General features: G+C 64.2%; 16 protein-coding genes. 13 read left to right on the top strand and 3 right to left on the bottom strand.

The genetic code is table 11. The features are described 5' to 3' along the window. Positions 1-36 precede the first annotated feature (36 nt). The gene (gene crc / locus Q6A48_RS01775; protein WP_042731262.1) at positions 37-816 is read left to right on the top strand and encodes a catabolite repression control protein Crc; all 780 of its coding nucleotides are present in this window, start codon (positions 37-39) and stop codon (positions 814-816) included. Positions 817-908: 92 nt separating this feature from the next. Here the strand turns inward: crc and Q6A48_RS01770 are convergent, their stop codons facing one another. Next, positions 909-1,277 (bottom strand): DUF4870 domain-containing protein, encoded by a 369-nt coding sequence (locus Q6A48_RS01770; protein WP_304551502.1) that lies wholly within the window; start codon positions 1,275-1,277, stop codon positions 909-911. A 30-nt stretch (positions 1,278-1,307) separates the two neighbouring features. Further along, the gene (rph, locus tag Q6A48_RS01765) at positions 1,308-2,030 is read right to left on the bottom strand and encodes a ribonuclease PH (protein ID WP_304551501.1); all 723 of its coding nucleotides are present in this window, start codon (positions 2,028-2,030) and stop codon (positions 1,308-1,310) included. 262 nt (positions 2,031-2,292) lie between these two features. Between rph and Q6A48_RS01760 the strand changes: the two genes are divergently transcribed. The 6 genes from Q6A48_RS01760 to Q6A48_RS01735 all read left to right on the top strand — a co-directional run bounded on the left by Q6A48_RS01760 (position 2,293) and on the right by Q6A48_RS01735 (position 7,586). After that, the gene (locus Q6A48_RS01760) at positions 2,293-3,156 is read left to right on the top strand and encodes a YicC/YloC family endoribonuclease (RefSeq protein ID WP_304551498.1); all 864 of its coding nucleotides are present in this window, start codon (positions 2,293-2,295) and stop codon (positions 3,154-3,156) included. Positions 3,157-3,168: 12 nt separating this feature from the next. Continuing rightward, the gene (gene gmk, locus Q6A48_RS01755; protein WP_047735756.1) at positions 3,169-3,789 is read left to right on the top strand and encodes a guanylate kinase; all 621 of its coding nucleotides are present in this window, start codon (positions 3,169-3,171) and stop codon (positions 3,787-3,789) included. Between the two features lie 166 nt (positions 3,790-3,955). Next, complete coding sequence (gene rpoZ / locus Q6A48_RS01750; RefSeq protein ID WP_003177259.1) at positions 3,956-4,219, top strand: DNA-directed RNA polymerase subunit omega; 264 nt, start codon at positions 3,956-3,958, stop codon at positions 4,217-4,219. Positions 4,220-4,279: 60 nt separating this feature from the next. Next, on the top strand, positions 4,280-6,385 hold the full coding sequence (gene spoT / locus Q6A48_RS01745; RefSeq protein ID WP_304551491.1) for a bifunctional GTP diphosphokinase/guanosine-3',5'-bis pyrophosphate 3'-pyrophosphohydrolase: 2,106 nt from the start codon (positions 4,280-4,282) through the stop codon (positions 6,383-6,385). 24 nt (positions 6,386-6,409) lie between these two features. Then, positions 6,410-6,790: a RidA family protein gene (ridA, locus tag Q6A48_RS01740; protein WP_014340863.1), complete on the top strand. Its 381-nt coding sequence runs from the start codon at positions 6,410-6,412 to the stop codon at positions 6,788-6,790. A 55-nt stretch (positions 6,791-6,845) separates the two neighbouring features. Then, positions 6,846-7,586 carry a hypothetical protein gene (locus Q6A48_RS01735; RefSeq protein ID WP_304551485.1) on the top strand — a complete coding sequence of 247 codons (741 nt, stop codon included), beginning with the start codon at positions 6,846-6,848 and terminating at the stop codon, positions 7,584-7,586. A gap of 134 nt (positions 7,587-7,720) precedes the next feature. On the opposite strand, the gene Q6A48_RS01730 is transcribed toward Q6A48_RS01735, so the two are convergent. Continuing rightward, positions 7,721-8,575 carry an NAD-dependent epimerase/dehydratase family protein gene (locus tag Q6A48_RS01730; RefSeq protein WP_304551484.1) on the bottom strand — a complete coding sequence of 285 codons (855 nt, stop codon included), beginning with the start codon at positions 8,573-8,575 and terminating at the stop codon, positions 7,721-7,723. Positions 8,576-8,762: 187 nt separating this feature from the next. On the opposite strand from Q6A48_RS01730, the gene exbB reads away from it, so the two are divergent. The 6 genes from exbB (at position 8,763) to Q6A48_RS01700 (ending at position 15,556) form a co-directional block, all read left to right on the top strand. Next, the gene (gene exbB / locus Q6A48_RS01725) at positions 8,763-9,746 is read left to right on the top strand and encodes a tonB-system energizer ExbB (protein WP_304551482.1); all 984 of its coding nucleotides are present in this window, start codon (positions 8,763-8,765) and stop codon (positions 9,744-9,746) included. Between the two features lie 6 nt (positions 9,747-9,752). After that, on the top strand, positions 9,753-10,181 hold the full coding sequence (exbD, locus tag Q6A48_RS01720) for a TonB system transport protein ExbD (protein ID WP_042731271.1): 429 nt from the start codon (positions 9,753-9,755) through the stop codon (positions 10,179-10,181). Continuing rightward, positions 10,178-10,936, top strand: a complete 759-nt coding sequence (locus Q6A48_RS01715) for an energy transducer TonB (RefSeq protein WP_304551479.1) — start codon at positions 10,178-10,180, stop codon at positions 10,934-10,936. The genes exbD and Q6A48_RS01715 overlap by 4 nt, the downstream gene beginning before the upstream one ends. A gap of 138 nt (positions 10,937-11,074) precedes the next feature. Then, positions 11,075-11,995, top strand: coding sequence for a hydrogen peroxide-inducible genes activator (locus Q6A48_RS01710; protein ID WP_042732563.1), 921 nt, complete (start codon positions 11,075-11,077; stop codon positions 11,993-11,995). Between the two features lie 8 nt (positions 11,996-12,003). Beyond that, positions 12,004-14,079 (top strand): ATP-dependent DNA helicase RecG, encoded by a 2,076-nt coding sequence (recG, locus tag Q6A48_RS01705; RefSeq protein WP_304551478.1) that lies wholly within the window; start codon positions 12,004-12,006, stop codon positions 14,077-14,079. A gap of 79 nt (positions 14,080-14,158) precedes the next feature. Then, positions 14,159-15,556 carry an aminoacyl-tRNA deacylase and HDOD domain-containing protein gene (locus tag Q6A48_RS01700; protein WP_304551477.1) on the top strand — a complete coding sequence of 466 codons (1,398 nt, stop codon included), beginning with the start codon at positions 14,159-14,161 and terminating at the stop codon, positions 15,554-15,556. Positions 15,557-15,591 lie beyond the last annotated feature (35 nt).

Here is a 15,591-nt window from a genome sequence, read left to right as displayed (position 1 = left end):
GTGTATCATACACGCACGTGATTTTTGGGGCCATTTATGCGGATCATCAGTGTGAACGTCAATGGTATTCAGGCTGCAGTGGAGCGTGGTTTGCTCAGTTGGCTGCAAGCACAGAATGCCGACGTCATCTGCCTGCAGGACACCCGCGCCTCCGCCTTTGAACTGGACGATGCAGCCTTCCAACTGGATGGTTACTTCCTTTATGCCTGCGATGCCGAAGTCCCCGCCCAGGGTGGCGTGGCTTTGTACTCGCGGCTGCAACCGAAGGCTGTCATCAACGGTCTCGGTTTCGAGACGGCGGACCGCTACGGGCGCTACCTGCAAGCCGATTTCGACAAGGTCAGCATCGCGACCTTACTGCTCCCTTCGGGACAGAACGGCGATGAAGATTTGAATCAGAAATTCAAGTTGATGGACGACTTCGCCCGTTACCTTGATAAACAGCGGCGCAAACGTCGCGAGTACATCTATTGTGGCTCGCTGTACGTGGCGCAACAGAAGCTGGATATCAAGAACTGGCGCGACAGCCAGCAATCCCCGGGCTTCCTGGCGCCGGAACGGGCCTGGATGGACGAGATCATTGGCAACATGGGCTATGTCGATGCCCTGCGCGAAGTCAGCCGCGAAGGCGACCAGTACAGCTGGTGGCCGGACAGCGAACAGGCCGAGATGCTCAACCTCGGCTGGCGTTTCGACTACCAGTTGCTGACGCCTGGCCTGCGCCGCTTCGTACGCAGCGCCCGCCTGCCGCGCCAGCCTCGGTTCTCGCAACACGCACCGCTGATCGTGGACTACGACTGGACGCTGACGATCTGAACACCGTTGCGCAGCCACAAAAAAACCGACAGCGATGTCGGTTTTTTTGTGGGCAACCCTTTCCACTGTGGGAGCAAGCTCGCTCCCACAAGTTATTTAACCAGCCGCCAGGTGAACGGGTACCGATACGGCTGCCCTTCATTGGCCTTGACCCCGGCAACGATGGTCAGCACCAGCGCGCCAATGGCGATCAGCCCGAACAGGAAGAAACCGATCACCACGATCATCAGCAGCAGGCTGATCGCCGAGGCGATCGCCACGGTGATCTGGAAGTTCAGCGCTTCCTTGCCCTGGGCGTCGATGAAGGGATCGGTCTCGCGCTTGAGCTGCCACAGCACCAGCGGCCCGATCAGCGTGCCGAAGGGAATCCAGATCCCCAGCAAGGCGGACAGGTGACAGAACATTGCCCATTGACGCGCCTCTTTGCTCGGCTGGGGCAGCAGGATTGGCTCATCACTCATGTCGCTCTCCTTGTCTGAAGCGTGAATCGATCAATCAGCCAGTGCGGCCTTTTGCAATTCGAAGATCTGGCTCATGCCGTTCTTCGCCAACTCCAGCATAGCGTTCAATTCTTCTGGCTGGAACGGCGCACCTTCGGCGGTGCCCTGGACTTCAATGAAGCCGCCGGCGCTGGTCATGACCACGTTCAGGTCGGTCTCGGCAGCGGAGTCTTCCAGATAGTCCAGGTCCAGGACCGGCTCACCCTGGTACATGCCCACGGACACCGCGGCGATCATCTGCTTGAGCGGGTCGCCCGCCTTGAGGCCGCCACGCTTCTTGATCACTTTCAAGGCATCGACCAGCGCGACCATGGCACCGGTGATGGACGCGGTGCGCGTGCCGCCGTCAGCCTGGATCACGTCGCAATCGACATACAAGGTCACGTCGCCCAGCTTGGACATGTCCAGCGCGGCGCGCAGCGAACGGCCGATCAGGCGCTGGATCTCCAGGGTACGCCCGCCTTGCTTGCCACGGCTGGCTTCGCGCTGGTTCCGCTCACCGGTGGCCCGCGGCAACATGCCGTATTCGGCGGTCAGCCAACCCTGGCCCTGGCCCTTGAGGAACCGCGGCACGCCGTTCTCGACGCTGACGGTGCAGATCACCTTGGTATCACCGAATTCGACCAGTACAGAGCCCTCGGCGTGTTTGGTGTAGTTGCGGGTAATGCGGATCGAGCGGAGCTGATCGGCAGCGCGACCACTTGGACGTTTCATAGGGAACACCTGTACAGAGGACGGAAAACTGCCGGCATTATAGAGCCGTGCGCCGCGCGAGGGCAGTTCTAAAAAGCCGGTGCGACGAGCGCCGCCCCTCAAGCGCCCGGCCGACGGGCTGCAGCGCTTTGTCACAGGCACGGTTTGGGGGCATGCGCCTCACTGCGCTACAATCCTGCGCCTTTGCTGCCCTTGGGCTTCAATCCACAGATTCTCAGGCGCCACGATCTCGGTCGGGCCGCCTGCATTGCGAGGAACCTCCATGGTGCACAGCATGACCGCCTTCGCCCGCGTCGAAAAAGCCGGGGCCCAGGGCACGCTGAGCTGGGAACTGCGCTCGGTCAACAGCCGCTACCTGGAACCGCACCTGCGCCTGCCCGAATCCTTCCGCGACCTGGAAGGCGGGGTGCGCGAAGCACTGCGCCAGGGCCTGTCCCGGGGCAAGCTGGAGTGCACCCTGCGCTTCACCGAGGAAAGCACCGGCAAGGCGCTGCAAGTGGACCGCGAGCGCGCCGCGCAACTGGTGACCGCCGCCGAAACCGTTGCCAGCCTGATCAAGCACCCCGCTGCCTTGAACCCGCTGGAAGTCCTGGCCTGGCCCGGCGTGCTGGTGGGCGACGCCAGCGACCCGCAAGCCCTGAACGCCGAGGCCCTGGCGCTGTTCGACCAGGGCTTGAAGGAACTCAAGGCTGGCCGCGAGCGCGAAGGCGCCGAGCTGGCCCGGCTGATCAACGAGCGCCTGGGCGCAATCGAAGTCGACGTCGCCACCCTGCGCGAGCTGGTCCCGCAGATGCTCGCCACCCAGCGCCAGAAAGTCCTCGATCGTTTCGCCGACATGAAGGCCGAGCTGGACCCGCAACGCCTGGAACAGGAAATGGTCATCCTCGCGCAGAAAAGCGACGTGGCCGAAGAGCTGGATCGCCTGAGCACCCACATCATCGAAGTGCGCCGGGTGCTCAAGTCCGGTGGCGCGGCCGGTCGCCGCCTGGACTTCCTGATGCAGGAACTCAACCGCGAGGCCAACACATTGGGCTCCAAGGCCTTCGACCCGCGCAGCACCCAGGCTGCGGTCAACCTCAAGGTGTTGATCGAGCAGATGCGCGAACAAGTACAGAACATTGAGTAAGGCTAACCCGACATGACCCACAGCACCGGCACCCTGTACATCATTTCCGCGCCTTCGGGCGCCGGCAAGACCAGCCTGGTCAAGGCCCTGATCGACGCCGAGCCGCAGATCCGCGTCTCCGTCTCCCACACCACCCGCGCCATGCGCCCGGGCGAAGTGAACGGGGTGAACTACCACTTCGTCGACCGCGAAGAGTTCGTGAGGATGGCCGAGCACGGCGACTTCCTCGAACGCGCCGAAGTCTTCGGCAACCTGTACGGCACCTCGCAAAGCTACCTGCAGCAGACCCTGGACGAAGGCCACGACCTGATCCTGGAAATCGACTGGCAAGGCGCCGAGCAGGTGCGCAAGCTGATGCCCCAGGCCCGTTCGATCTTCATCCTGCCGCCGAGCCAGCAGGCCCTGCGCCAGCGCCTGACCAACCGTGGCCAGGACAGCGACGAGATCATCGAGGGGCGGATGCGTGAGGCGGTCAGCGAAATGAGCCACTACGTCGACTACGATTACCTGATCATCAACGACGATTTCGCCCACGCGCTGGACGACCTGAAGGCGATTTTCCGCGCCAGCCAGCTGCAGCAGAAACGCCAGCAGCAACGTTTCGGCAAATTATTGGCTGAACTGCTGGGCTGAGCAGCCCTTCCCAAAACCGCTGCGAGGGCTTTACATTGGTACTCGCAGCGCGCCAAGGATTTGCCCGAAAAATCAGCGCTTCCCTAAACGCTGGTGTTTTTTTAAACTGTCGAGTCCGCTCGCCCACCCGGGCAGCGCGCATATTGCATTCGCTCCGAGGAATACCATGGCCCGCGTAACCGTTGAAGACTGCCTAGAACACGTGGAAAACCGCTTTGAGCTGGTCATGCTCTCTACCAAGCGTGCCCGTCAACTGGCCACCGGCGGCAAAGAGCCATTGGTCCAGTGGGAAAACGACAAGCCTACCGTGGTAGCGCTGCGTGAAATCGCCGAAGGCCTGATGAGCTACGAGTTCATCGCCAACGCTGAAATCGTCGAGGACGAACCGCTGTTCGCAGCGTTCGAGGACGAGTCCAACGAGGCGGTCTAAGCCTATGCCTGGTCGACGTAGCACGGCGCGGGGTCACAGCAGACGGCAGGAGACATCATCATGCCGAGCATAGACGCCCTCGCCGATCGCTTATCGGCCTACCTCGGCACGGACCAGGTCAACCTGGTCCGCCGAGCCTATTTCTACGCCGAACAAGCCCACGACGGCCAGCGCCGCCGCAGCGGCGAGGCGTATGTCACGCACCCCCTTGCCGTGGCGAACATCCTGGCCGACATGCACATGGACCATCAGAGCCTGATGGCGGCCATGCTCCATGACGTGATCGAAGATACCGGCATCGCCAAGGAAGCGCTGCAGGCGCAGTTCGGCGAAACCGTGGCCGAGTTGGTCGACGGGGTCAGCAAGCTGACCCAGATGAACTTCGAGACCAAGGCCGAGGCCCAGGCCGAGAACTTCCAGAAGATGGCCATGGCCATGGCCCGCGACATCCGCGTGATCCTGGTCAAGCTCGCCGACCGCCTGCATAACATGCGCACCCTGGAAGTGCTGTCCGGCGAAAAACGCCGGCGCATCGCCAAGGAAACCCTGGAGATCTACGCACCGATCGCCAATCGCCTGGGCATGCACGCCATTCGCATCGAATTCGAAGACCTCGGCTTCAAGGCCATGCACCCGATGCGTTCGGCGCGGATCAACCAGGCCGTCAAGCGCGCCCGGGGCAACCGCAAGGAAATCGTCAACAAGATCGAAGAGTCCCTGAGCCACTGCCTGGCGATCGATGGCATCGAAGGCGACGTCAGCGGGCGGCAGAAGCACCTCTACGGCATCTACAAGAAAATGCGCGGCAAGCGCCGGGCCTTCAACGAGATCATGGACGTCTATGCGTTCCGGATCATCGTCGACAAGGTCGACACCTGCTATCGCGTATTGGGCGCCGTGCACAACCTGTACAAGCCGCTGCCGGGCCGCTTCAAGGACTACATCGCGATTCCCAAGGCCAACGGCTACCAGTCGCTGCACACCACGCTGTTCGGCATGCACGGCGTACCGATCGAGATCCAGATCCGCACCCGTGAAATGGAAGAGATGGCCAACAACGGCATCGCCGCCCACTGGCTGTACAAATCCAGCGGTGACGAACAGCCCAAGAGCACCCACGCCCGGGCCCGGCAATGGGTCAAGGGCGTGCTGGAAATGCAGCAGCGAGCCGGCAACTCCCTGGAATTCATCGAAAGCGTCAAGATCGACCTGTTCCCCGACGAGGTCTACGTCTTCACGCCCAAGGGCCGGATCATGGAGCTGCCCAAGGGCTCCACGGCCGTGGACTTTGCCTACGCCGTGCACACCGACGTCGGCAACAGCTGCATCGCCTGCCGCATCAACCGCCGCCTGGCACCGCTGTCCGAACCGCTGCAAAGCGGCTCCACGGTGGAAATCGTCAGCGCCCCCGGCGCCCGGCCGAACCCGGCGTGGCTCAATTTCGTCGTCACCGGCAAGGCCCGCACGCACATTCGCCACGCGCTGAAGCTGCAACGCCGCTCCGAGTCGATCAACCTCGGTGAACGCCTGCTGAACAAGGTCCTGAACGGGTTCGACAGCGCGCTGGACAAGATCCCGACCGAGCGCGTACAGGTGATGCTCCACGAGTATCGCCTCGAACTGATCGAAGACCTGCTCGAAGACATCGGCCTGGGCAATCGCATGGCCTACGTCGTCGCCCGCCGCCTGCTCGGCGAAGGCGAACAGTTGCCCAGCCCCGAGGGCCCGCTGGCGATTCGCGGTACCGAGGGCCTGGTGCTCAGCTACGCCAAGTGCTGCACGCCGATCCCGGGCGACCCGATCGTCGGCCACTTGTCCGCCGGCAAGGGGATGGTGGTGCACCTGGACAACTGCCGCAACATCAGCGAAATCCGTCATAACCCGGAAAAATGCATCCAGCTCTCCTGGGCCAAGGATGTCACCGGCGAATTCAACGTCGAGCTGCGGGTCGAGCTGGAGCACCAGCGCGGCCTGATCGCCCTGCTGGCCAGCAGCGTCAACGCCGCCGACGGCAATATCGAGAAAATCAGCATGGACGAGCGCGATGGCCGCATCAGCGTCGTCCAACTGGTGGTCAGCGTCCACGACCGCGTGCACCTGGCCCGCGTGATCAAGAAACTGCGCGCCCTGACCGGTGTCATCCGCATCACCCGGATGCGCGCGTAGCCTGTTCATTACAAGGAGTCATTCATGACCAAGACCGTTATCACCAGCGACAAGGCCCCGGCCGCCATCGGCACCTATTCCCAGGCGATCAAGGCGGGCAACACCGTGTACATGTCGGGCCAGATCCCGCTGGACCCGAAGACCATGGAGCTGGTGGAAGGCTTCGAAGCCCAGACCGTGCAGGTCTTCGAGAACCTCAAGGCGGTAGCCGAAGCCGCTGGCGGTTCCTTCAAGGACATCGTCAAGCTGAACATCTTCCTCACCGACCTGAGCCACTTCGCCAAGGTCAACGAGATCATGGGCAAGTACTTCGACCAGCCGTACCCTGCCCGCGCCGCCATCGGCGTGGCCGCCCTGCCGAAGGGCGCCCAGGTCGAGATGGACGCGATCCTGGTCATCGAGTAATCAGGCCGGCGCAGCGTCCCCCGCTGCGCCGTTTTCGTCTTGAAAGGATTCCACCATGCGCAAAGCGCTTGCTCTCCCGCTGCTCGCCCTCCTCCTGGCCGGCTGCGCCAGCGACCCCGTCGACCGTGACATCAGCGGCACCTGGATCAACCAGGCGGCCATCGATGCTGCCGCCAAGGGCGGTCCGCTGCGCGAAGCGCTGCAAGCCTACGGCCCGAACCTGGAATGGGACGTCAACACCCGGGCCGGCCAGGCGCGCTACACCAACGGTTTCGAAAATGTCGAAGGCAAGCTGCTGGCCGAAGACGACGGCGTGTGGAAAGTCGACATCTACGGCAGCTCCGCCAGCGAACTCAAGCGCGACGGCGACCAACTGAACCAGGCCGCCACCGAGAACGAGCCACAGCAGTTGTTCGACCGCGCACAAGCCCAGGTACCGGAAGGCGCCCCCATCGGCGCCAGTTTCGAGCGAGCGCTCTACGCCGCCTACCTGAGTGGCACCTGGAACATCGTCAACGGCCCCGGCCAAGGCGCCACCGTCCAATTCCAACCCGACGGCCAGGTCAGCGGCCTACCGGGCGCCGACCGCTACGCCCTGTGCCTGGCAGGCGACTGCGCCACCATGAGCAATGGCAACGACACCATCTGGCTGCAACAAAAAGGCCATGGCAACACCTGGATCTTCGTTCGCAACGGCAAGCAACTGGAAATCTTCCAGACCGTGAATGCCTCGCTGGCGGATGAAATACCGTCGTTCACGCCGGGTGATCGTAAGTGGGTGTTGGAGAAACAATAATTCGCCCGGAGGCCTGTGGGAGCAAAGCTTGCTCGCGATGGCGTCGTCACAGACAACGCCTCTGCTGGCTGTAAAACCGCTATCGTGAGCAAGCTTTGCTCCCACAGGCTCGCTCCCACAGTGTGTTTCGGGGATCAGCAACGCCCTTCCAGGATCGCCGCATACCCTTCGCGAAAACTCGGATAATGCGGCGTCCAGCCCAGCGCCTTCGCCCGGGCATTGCTGCAGCGCTTGCTGCCCGCGCGACGCACGCTGGCGTCTTCGGCCCACTCGGTCACCCCCATGTACTCACGCAACCAGCCCACCACCTCGGCGAGCGGCGCGGGTGCGTCGTCGACACCGATATAGCAGTCATCCAGCCTCTTGCCCTGGCGATCCGCCTCCAGCAGAAACGCCAGCAAGCCCGCCGCATCGTCGGCGTGGATACGGTTGGCGTACAGCGGTGGGTCGACGACAACGCGATAGCCCTGGCGCACCTGGCTCAACAACCACTCACGGCCCGGGCCGTAGATGCCGGTCAGGCGCACGCGGCTGGCCGGGATGCCGCTGTCCAGCGCGACTTGCTCGGCTTCGAGCATCAACCGGCCGGAATACCCGCCCGCCTCGGTGGGCGAGCTTTCGTCGACCCACTCACCCTTCTGCTGGCCGTAGACGCTGCTGCTGGAGACAAAAAGCAGGCGCCGTGGCTGCTGGCCGTGCTGCTTCAGCCAACCCAGCACATGCTGCAGCCCTTCGATGTAGGCCGCTCGATAACCGGCCTCGTCATGGTCGGTGGCCGCAGCGCTGTAGACCAGGTAGTCCAGCGGGCCGGTAGGCCAATCCGCCGGGCACTGCTCGCTGAACAGATCGCCGGCCACGCCGATCACTCCGTCGGGCAACTGCGCGACCGAACGTCGCAGGCCATGGACTCGCCAATCGGCCACCAACCGGCGAGCCAGCCGACCGCCAATATCGCCGCAGCCGGCGATCAAAACAGAAGGCGCGGACATCAACATCTCCTCGGGTAAAGCCGCAGACTAGCCTCCGAAAGGGATGAGCGGCTAGCAATGCAGGAAAAAAAGATACTCTATTACTTTTGTTAACAAGAATTACTTGCAATAATGCACGCCACTTTTGTTCTCGGCCTCACGAGGCCTGGAAGAACATCAACCTTTTTTCCTCTCAGGTCCGGCCAGCATGAAACACTCTCTATTACCCGCTTCGCCAACCAACCGACCTCGCGCCTGGAGCGCCATGGCAGCCCTGGTGTTCAGCCTGCTGCTGGCGCCGGCCGGCGCATTCGCCGATGCCCAGACGCCGGCCACGGCACCGGCTACCGCGCCGGCCACAACGGCCCCGGCCGCCACCGAGGCTGGCGCTCCCGCCGCCGCGCCGGTGGCCGCCGATCCGGCCCAGGCCGTCCAGGCCAGTGCCGCCGACGCGCCTGAAGTGCTCGAAGCCGACAACTCCCTGGGCATGGCCCACGACCTGTCGCCCTGGGGCATGTACAAGAACGCCGATATCATCGTCAAGATCGTGATGATCGGCCTGGCGATCGCCTCGATCATCACCTGGACCATCTGGATCGCCAAGGGCTTCGAGCTGCTGGGCGCCAAGCGCCGCCTGCGGGGTGAAATCGCCGCGCTGAAGAAAGCCACCACCCTCAAGGAAGCCAGCACCACTGCCGCCAAGCAAGGGACCCTGGCCAACCTGCTGGTGCACGACGCGCTCGAAGAGATGCGCCTGTCGGCCAACAGTCGCGAGAAAGAAGGCATCAAGGAGCGCGTGAGCTTTCGCCTAGAGCGCCTGGTCGCCGCCTGCGGTCGCAATATGAGCAGCGGCACCGGGGTGCTCGCCACCATTGGTTCCACCGCGCCGTTCGTCGGCCTGTTTGGCACCGTGTGGGGCATCATGAACAGCTTCATCGGCATCGCCAAGACCCAGACCACCAACCTCGCCGTCGTCGCCCCCGGCATCGCCGAAGCCCTGCTGGCAACCGCCCTGGGCCTGGTCGCGGCGATCCCGGCCGTGGTCATCTACAACGTCTTCGCCCGCTCCATCGCCGGCTACAAGGCCCAGGTCTCCGACGCCTCGGCCGAAGTCCTGCTGCTGGTCAGCCGCGACCTCGACCACCTGCCGCCCGAGCGCGGTTCGCAACCGCACATGGTGAAAGTGGGGTAATCGGCCATGGGCCTGCATTTGAAAGAAGGCGCAGACGACGATCTGGCCGAGAACCATGAAATCAACGTCACGCCGTTCATCGACGTGATGCTGGTGCTGTTGATCATCTTCATGGTGGCCGCCCCGCTCGCCACCGTGGACATCAAGGTCGACTTGCCGGCCTCCACGGCCAAGCCGTCGCCGCGCCCGGAGAAACCGGTGTTCCTCAGCGTCAAGGCCGACCAGCGCCTGTTCCTCGGCGAAGACGAGGTCAAGACCGAAAACCTCGGCGCGACCCTCGACGCCAAGACCCAGGGCAAGAAGGACACGACGATCTTCTTCCAGGCCGATAAAGGCGTGGACTACGGCGACCTGATGAGCGTGATGGATGCGCTGCGGGGTGCCGGCTACCTGAAGGTCGGCCTGGTCGGACTCGAGACGGCGCCGAAGAAATGATCACGACGCGCCAAAAGCTGACGCGTTACAGCGGTAGCCTGGCCGTGGTGCTGGGCGTGCATGCGCTTGCCATCGCGCTGACGCTGAACTGGACGTCCCGCCCGCCCATCGAGTTGCCGCCCCAGGCGATGATGGTCGAGCTGGCGCCGGTGCCCGCCCCGCCACCGCCGGCTCCGCCGAAAGTCGTCACCCCGCCGAAGCCGCCAGAGCCGGTGGAGGAACTGCCGCTGCCCAAGCTCGCCGAAGCACCGAAGGCGGAAATCGCCGTGCCCAAGCCGGTCAAGCCCAAGCCGAAGCCGCAACCGCCCAAGCCCAAACCGGTGGAAGAGAAGAAGCCGGAGCCGCCGAAGGAACAACCGTCGGAGCAGAAGCCGAGCGACACCCAGCCGACCCAGGCACCGACCGAGAAATCCGCGCAACCGGCCCCCGGGCCTTCGCCTGCGCAGATGGCCGCCAAGGCCAGTTGGCAAGGCACGCTGCTGGCGCACCTGGGCAAGTACAAGAAGTACCCGCCCCGCGCCCAGCAGATGAACAAGGAAGGCACCAACCGCTTGCGCTTCGTGGTGGACGGCAACGGCAACGTGTTGTCCTACGAACTGGTGGGCAGTGCCGGCACGGAGTCCCTGGACCGGGCCACCCTGGAAATGATCCGGCGCGCCCAGCCGCTGCCCAAGCCGCCGCCTGAGCTGTTGACCAACGGCACCATCGAGCTGACGGCACCGTTTGTGTATTCCATCGACAAGCGCCGGCGATAGGCCATGTGAAAGCCCCTGTAACAGGGGCTTTCATTTTTGGGCGGCATTGCCCGGTGTCACACCGCGCCTGCAGTCTGATAACGTGCGTCTATCGATTGCAGCCGGTATGCTTGGCTCGCAACTTCACGGACGCTCGCCATGACCCTCACAGAATTACGCTACATCGTCACCCTCGCCCAGGAGCAGCATTTTGGCCATGCGGCCGAGCGTTGCCATGTCAGCCAGCCGACGCTATCGGTGGGCGTGAAAAAACTCGAAGACGAGCTCGGCGTGCTGATTTTCGAGCGCAGCAAAAGCGCCGTGCGCCTGACGCCAGTCGGTGAAGGCATCGTTGCCCAGGCTCAAAAAGTGCTGGAGCAGGCCCAGGGCATCCGCGAGCTGGCCCAGGCCGGCAAGAACCAACTGACCGCCCCGCTGAAAGTCGGCGCGATCTACACCGTCGGCCCCTACCTGTTCCCGCACCTGATTCCGCAACTGCACCGGGTCGCCCCGCAGATGCCGTTGTACATCGAAGAAAACTTCACCCATGTGCTGCGCGACAAACTGCGCAACGGCGAGCTGGACGCGATCATCATCGCCCTGCCCTTCAACGAAGCCGACGTGCTGACCCTGCCCCTCTACGACGAGCCGTTCTACGTCCTGATGCCGGCACAGCACCCCTGGACCCAGAAGAAAACCATCGACGCCGGCCTGCTCAACGACAAGAGCCTGTTGTTGCTCGGCGAAGGCCATTGCTTCCGTGACCAGGTGCTCGAAGCCTGTCCGACGCTGACCAAGGGCGGCGAAGGCGCCAAGCACACCACGGTGGAGTCCAGTTCCCTGGAAACCATCCGGCACATGGTGGCCTCCGGCCTGGGCATTTCGATCCTGCCGTTGTCGGCGGTGGACAGCCATCACTACGCCCCGGGCGTGATCGAAGTCCGGCCGTTGTCCGCGCCGGTGCCATTCCGCACCGTAGCCATTGCCTGGCGCGCCAGTTTCCCGCGGCCCAAGGCCATCGAGATCCTCGCTGACTCGATCCGCCTGTGCTCCGTGGCCAAGCCGCCCGCAGCCAAGTAAGCCGGGCCATGGCTGAGCTGTCGAGCGTACCGGTCACGGCACTCAAGGGTGTCGGTGAAGCGATGGCCGAGAAACTGGCCAAGGTCGGCCTGGAGAACCTCCAGGACGTGCTGTTTCACCTGCCGTTGCGTTACCAGGATCGCACCCGCGTGGTGCCCATCGGCCATTTGCGTCCGGGCCAGGACGCCGTGGTCGAAGGCACGGTCAGCGGCGCCGACGTGGTCATGGGCCGCCGTCGCAGCCTGGTGGTGCGCTTGCAGGACGGCACCGGCGGGCTCAGCCTGCGCTTCTACCATTTCAGCAATGCGCAAAAGGAAGGCCTCAAGCGCGGCACGCGGATTCGCTGCTACGGCGAAGCGCGCCCCGGCGCATCGGGGCTGGAGATCTACCACCCGGAATACCGCGCCATCACCGGGGACGAGCCGCCGCCCGTGGATGAAACCCTGACCCCGGTCTATCCGCTCACCGAAGGCCTGACCCAGCAACGCCTGCGCCAACTGTGCATGCAGACCCTGACCCTGCTCGGCCCCACCAGCCTGCCCGATTGGCTGCCCACCGAACTGGCCCGGGACTATCAGCTGGCGCCGCTGGCCGACGCGATCCGCTACCTGCACAACCCGCCGGCCGACGCCGATGTCGACGAACTCGCCCTGGGTCACCATTGGGCCCAGCATCGTCTCGCCTTCGAAGAACTGCTGACCCATCAACTGTCCCAGCAGCGCCTGCGCGAAAGCATGCGCGCCTTGCGCGCGCCGGCCATGCCCAAGGCCAGCGTGCTGCCGCCCCAGTACCTGCGCAACCTGGGCTTCAACCCCACCGGCGCCCAGCAGCGGGTCGGCAACGAAATCGCCTACGACCTGAGCCAGCCCGAACCCATGCTGCGGCTGATCCAGGGCGACGTCGGCGCCGGCAAGACCGTGGTAGCCGCCCTCGCGGCGCTCCAAGCGCTGGAAGCGGGTTACCAGGTGGCATTGATGGCGCCCACGGAAATCCTCGCCGAACAGCATTTCATCACCTTCCAGCGCTGGCTCGAACCGTTGGGCATCGAAGTCGCCTGGCTGGCCGGCAAGCTCAAGGGCAAGAACCGCGCCGCCGCCCTGGCGCAGATCGCCGAGGGCGCACCGATGGTGGTCGGCACCCACGCGCTGTTCCAGGACGAGGTGCAGTTCAAGAACCTGGCCTTGGTGATCATCGACGAACAACACCGCTTCGGCGTGCAGCAACGCCTCGCCCTGCGGCAGAAAGGCGTTGGCGGGCGGATGTGCCCCCACCAGTTGATCATGACCGCCACGCCGATCCCTCGAACCCTGGCCATGAGCGCCTACGCCGACCTCGACACCTCGATCCTCGATGAACTGCCCCCCGGCCGCACGCCGGTCAACACCGTACTGGTCGCGGACACCCGGCGGGTCGAAGTGATTGAACGGGTGCGCAGCGCCTGTGCCGAAGGCCGGCAGGCCTATTGGGTCTGCACGTTGATCGAAGAGTCGGAAGAGCTCACCTGCCAGGCGGCGGAAACCACCTTTGAGGACCTCACCGCCGCCCTCGGCGAGTTGAAGGTCGGGCTGATCCACGGCCGCATGAAACCGGCCGAGAAAGCCGCCGTCATGGCCGAGTTCAAGGCCGGCGCCCTGCAACTGCTGGTGGCCACCACGGTGATCGAAGTCGGCGTGGACGTGCCCAATGCCAGCCTGATGATCATCGAGAACCCCGAGCGCCTGGGCCTGGCGCAACTGCACCAGCTGCGCGGCCGGGTCGGCCGGGGCAGCGCCGCCAGCCATTGCGTCCTGCTCTACCACCCGCCGCTGTCGCAGATCGGGCGCCAGCGCCTGGGCATCATGCGCGAAACCAACGACGGCTTCGTCATCGCCGAAAAAGACCTCGAACTGCGCGGACCAGGCGAAATGCTCGGCACGCGCCAGACGGGTCTGCTTCAATTCAAGGTAGCCGACCTGATGCGCGACGCCGACCTGCTTCCCGCCGTACGCGACGCCGCCCAGGCCCTGTTGGAACGCTGGCCCGACCACGTCAGCCCGTTGCTGGACCGCTGGCTGCGACATGGGCAGCAATACGGCCAAGTGTGAGCACGCTCGCAGTTTCCGGGCGCACCGACCTTGGCAAGCTGGTTATACTGCTCGACTTGTAGGAAAACGGACACAGACCATGACAGAAGCTGCCCTCGCCCCCGACATTCCGCACGCTCCGTCAGTTATTCGGCAGTTGCTCGAGAAATTAGGCATCGGCTTTGACGAAGTGATCGAGCGACCGAGCCTGAACCCCACCCGCAAGGTGCAGGCGGTTCTGCTGCACGATGCCGTTGGCGCGCTCATGGTGCTGTTTCCACAAAGCCAACTGCTGGACCTCAATCGCCTGGCCGAACTCACGGGGCGCAAGCTCACGGCAGTCCCGACCGAACGCCTGGAGCGCATGCTCGGCAAACACAACCTGAGCCTGCTGCCCGGCCTGCCGGCGCTGACCAGCTCACCGTGCCTGTACGAAGAAAGCCTGCTGCGCGAGCCCAAGCTGCTGATCAACTCGGGCGAGCCGGGGCTGCTGCTGGAAGTCACCAGCGAGGCCTTCAAGACCATGCTCACCAAGGCCAGCGCCGCGACGTTCGGCGAAGCCACGAGCAACATCACTCCCAACCTGGACCGCCCGCACGACGACCGCGCGGAAATCACCCAGGCGGTGCAAGCCTTCACGGCGCGGCGCATCCAGCAACGGCTGGAAGAAACCATCGAGATCCCGCCGCTGGCCGAAACCGCGCAAAAAATCATCAAGCTGCGGGTCGACCCTGACGCGACCATCGATGACATCACCGGCGTCGTCGAGACCGACCCGGCCCTGGCCGCCCAAGTGGTGAGCTGGGCGGCGTCACCGTACTACGCCTCGCCGGGCAAGATCCGCTCGGTGGAAGACGCCATCGTCCGGGTACTGGGCTTCGACCTGGTGATCAACCTGGCGCTGGGCCTGGCCCTGGGCAAGACCCTGAGCCTGCCCAAGGACCACCCGCAACACACCACGCCGTACTGGCAGCAGTCGATCTACACCGCTGCCGTCATCGAAGGCCTGACCCGCGCCATGCCCCGCGCCCAGCGCCCCGAAGGCGGCCTGACCTACCTGTCCGGCCTGCTGCACAACTTCGGCTACCTGCTGCTGGCCCACGTGTTCCCGCCGCACTTCTCGCTGATCTGCCGGCACCTGGAGGTCAACCCGCACCTGTGCCACAGCTACGTCGAGCAACACCTGCTGGGCATCAGTCGCGAGCAGATCGGCGGGTGGCTGATGCGCTACTGGGACATGCCCGACGAACTGGCCACCGCCCTGCGCTTCCAGCACGACCCGCACTACGATGGCCAATACGCCGCCTACCCGAACCTGGTCTGCCTGGCCGTGCGCCTGCTGCGCGCCCGGGGCATCGGCTCCGGCCCGGACGAGGAAATCCCCGATGCACTGCTCGAGCGTGTGGGCTTGACGCGGGAGAAGGCCAATGACGTGGTGAGCAAGGTGCTGGAAGCTGAGGTGTTGTTGCGGGAACTGGCTTCGCAGTTTCATGGCTGAAAGCTCCGCCTGAGCCAACTGGCGACAGCAGATGA

The sequence above is a fragment of the Pseudomonas citrullilanati genome (assembly GCF_030580855.1).
Taxonomy (GTDB): domain Bacteria; phylum Pseudomonadota; class Gammaproteobacteria; order Pseudomonadales; family Pseudomonadaceae; genus Aquipseudomonas; species Aquipseudomonas citrulli.
This window is presented reverse-complemented; position numbering and strand designations above follow the sequence as displayed.

Coding starts and splice junctions, on each gene's coding strand:
- recG (WP_304551478.1), top strand. CDS start 12,004: ATGGCTGAGCTGTCGAGCGTACCGGTCACGGCACTCAAGGGTGTCGGT.
- Q6A48_RS01735 (WP_304551485.1), top strand. CDS start 6,846: ATGCGCAAAGCGCTTGCTCTCCCGCTGCTCGCCCTCCTCCTGGCCGGC.
- exbB (WP_304551482.1), top strand. CDS start 8,763: ATGAAACACTCTCTATTACCCGCTTCGCCAACCAACCGACCTCGCGCC.
- Q6A48_RS01715 (WP_304551479.1), top strand. CDS start 10,178: ATGATCACGACGCGCCAAAAGCTGACGCGTTACAGCGGTAGCCTGGCC.
- exbD (WP_042731271.1), top strand. CDS start 9,753: ATGGGCCTGCATTTGAAAGAAGGCGCAGACGACGATCTGGCCGAGAAC.
- Q6A48_RS01700 (WP_304551477.1), top strand. CDS start 14,159: ATGACAGAAGCTGCCCTCGCCCCCGACATTCCGCACGCTCCGTCAGTT.
- Q6A48_RS01760 (WP_304551498.1), top strand. CDS start 2,293: ATGGTGCACAGCATGACCGCCTTCGCCCGCGTCGAAAAAGCCGGGGCC.
- Q6A48_RS01770 (WP_304551502.1), bottom strand. CDS start 1,277: ATGAGTGATGAGCCAATCCTGCTGCCCCAGCCGAGCAAAGAGGCGCGT.
- crc (WP_042731262.1), top strand. CDS start 37: ATGCGGATCATCAGTGTGAACGTCAATGGTATTCAGGCTGCAGTGGAG.
- ridA (WP_014340863.1), top strand. CDS start 6,410: ATGACCAAGACCGTTATCACCAGCGACAAGGCCCCGGCCGCCATCGGC.
- Q6A48_RS01730 (WP_304551484.1), bottom strand. CDS start 8,575: ATGTCCGCGCCTTCTGTTTTGATCGCCGGCTGCGGCGATATTGGCGGT.
- spoT (WP_304551491.1), top strand. CDS start 4,280: ATGCCGAGCATAGACGCCCTCGCCGATCGCTTATCGGCCTACCTCGGC.
- gmk (WP_047735756.1), top strand. CDS start 3,169: ATGACCCACAGCACCGGCACCCTGTACATCATTTCCGCGCCTTCGGGC.
- rpoZ (WP_003177259.1), top strand. CDS start 3,956: ATGGCCCGCGTAACCGTTGAAGACTGCCTAGAACACGTGGAAAACCGC.
- Q6A48_RS01710 (WP_042732563.1), top strand. CDS start 11,075: ATGACCCTCACAGAATTACGCTACATCGTCACCCTCGCCCAGGAGCAG.
- rph (WP_304551501.1), bottom strand. CDS start 2,030: ATGAAACGTCCAAGTGGTCGCGCTGCCGATCAGCTCCGCTCGATCCGC.